Raw genomic sequence first — 1,783 nt, 5'->3', positions numbered from 1 at the left:
AGAGGTCCTTTAGTCCCTGCCTTGGCAGGATCGCCCCTCGCGGGCGTGCTGAGAATGAAGGCCCACATTCCTGTGTTGCTGCCTTGATAGCAAGATGTGAATGTGGTGTGCAGAACATGAAGAAGCCACTATTCTATCAAAATAGCTTGCTACACTGGTGGGTGTACGGCAAGGTGAAAGGAGTTCCCGATGGGTACAGGGCATGGTGAGATCGGCCTGTTCGACGCCTTCGACATCTACGACAGGTCGAGGCCCTTCTTCCGGGGGCGGGACGCCTACTCGTATGCGTCCGGGTTCGCCGCCGCCATGGAGGGTATGGGGTATCGGATCGAATGGTGCCATGAGGAAGGCATGGCCCTGCGGATCGACGCCGTCACCCGTGAGGAGCGTGATGCGGACGGATGCCTGCGCACCGTCGGCATCACAAAGGAGGGCGACCTGCTGCTCGATGCGCTCCGTGTGCGCCTCGTGCATGTGGGAGGCCGGTTCGGTGACGGCCTCTCCTATATATACAGTCTCGAAGACTGCCGGATTCACGGCAGGTTCCTCCCCATGGTGGAGTTCCGCGACATGACGGCGGCGTTCCGGCAGGCTCCCGCCCCCGAAGGCCGGTTCCTCGCCTGCTACTATGCGGACACCCTGCTCAACCGCAGCGTCTCCTGCTGGGACGCCCCGTTGGAGACCGCCGCGACGCCTTGGGAATCGGATGCGTGGCAGCGCCGGTATGTGTATGACTGGTTGGAGCAGCGGCTGGACGCGCAGGGTTACGACTGGCGTTCGCACCCCATGGATGGGGACAGGGATTTTCGGGAGCCGGAAGACCGGTGACCATATATATAAGGAACAGGAGCAGATCATGAGCATCAACAGGGTGAGCATCGCCGGATATTTGACGCGGGATGCGGAGCTGCGCACCGTGAACGGGAACCTTGCCGTCCTCGGTTTCACGGTGGCGGTCAACGAGAAGCGCAAGGATCGGGGGAGCGGACAGTATGTGGACGCGCCCGTGTTCGTCCGCTGCGCGGTGTTCGGACAGCGGGCCGAGCATCTTGCCCGGTACATGACCAAGGGCACGAAGGTGATGATCGACGGCAGGCTGCACTACTCCTCCTACATGAAGGACGAGGAGCAGCGTTCCTCCCTGAGTGTCATCGTGGATCAGTTGGAGTTCGGGAACGTGAAGCCACGGGAGGAGAACGCCATGTCGCAGGAGCAGACGGCGGCACCGGCCTCCCCTGCTACCACCGATTCGGACTTCTACGATGAGGACGTGTGGGAGCAGACCGGATTATGCTGAGCTTCATCCTTCTTATCGCGTTCACCGTCGTCTGGTATGCGCTGCTGGTCTTCATCGCTTGGGCGGCGGGCGGTATCGTGGTCGCGATCATCGTGGCGCTGCTCATCCCCATCGTCCTGATCTTCTGTGTGGCGATGGGCAGGGCCGCCGAACTGGGCGATCGTCTTCAAATGAAATTCAAGAAAGGACACTGATTATTATGTATACGATTCTGTTGCTGAATCAGAAAGGCGGGGTCGGCAAGACGACCATCGCCGACGAGCTGGCGTTCGCGTTCGAGCGGCGCGGCATGACCGTGGCGTTCGTGTCCACCGATCCGCAGGGCGGCAACGTGCATGAGGTGTGCGACGACCCGGACTATGCGGAATCCTGCGATTTCCAGATCGTGGACACGGCGGGCGTGCTGAAGAACGGCATGGATGACTGGTGCCGCGCGGCGGACATGATCCTCGTGCCCATGCTGCCCAGCACCCGTGATGTGGAGCC

At 61.2% G+C, this 1,783-nt stretch carries 4 protein-coding genes; all 4 read left to right on the top strand.

Features of this window, described 5'->3' with window-relative positions; all coding sequences use genetic code 11:
* Positions 1-189: 189 nt before the first annotated feature.
* Positions 190-828 (top strand): hypothetical protein, encoded by a 639-nt coding sequence (locus B5G37_RS15350; RefSeq protein ID WP_158099444.1) that lies wholly within the window; start codon positions 190-192, stop codon positions 826-828.
* Between the two features lie 28 nt (positions 829-856).
* A complete protein-coding gene (locus tag B5G37_RS14375) occupies positions 857-1,297 on the top strand; it encodes a single-stranded DNA-binding protein (RefSeq protein WP_158099443.1) in 441 nt (146 codons plus the stop codon).
* Positions 1,291-1,491, top strand: coding sequence for a hypothetical protein (locus B5G37_RS15345; RefSeq protein ID WP_087258937.1), 201 nt, complete (start codon positions 1,291-1,293; stop codon positions 1,489-1,491). The genes B5G37_RS14375 and B5G37_RS15345 overlap by 7 nt, the downstream gene beginning before the upstream one ends.
* Positions 1,492-1,496: 5 nt before the next feature.
* Positions 1,497-1,783 (top strand): ParA family protein (locus B5G37_RS15340; RefSeq protein WP_158099434.1); only part of this gene is annotated, 287 nt, incomplete at its 3' end.

Source organism: Pseudoflavonifractor sp. An85 (genome assembly GCF_002161235.1).
In the GTDB taxonomy this organism is placed as follows: domain Bacteria; phylum Bacillota; class Clostridia; order Oscillospirales; family Oscillospiraceae; genus Enterenecus.
The sequence above is the reverse complement of the archived record's forward strand: the minus strand, read 5'-3'. Positions and strand labels throughout refer to the sequence as shown.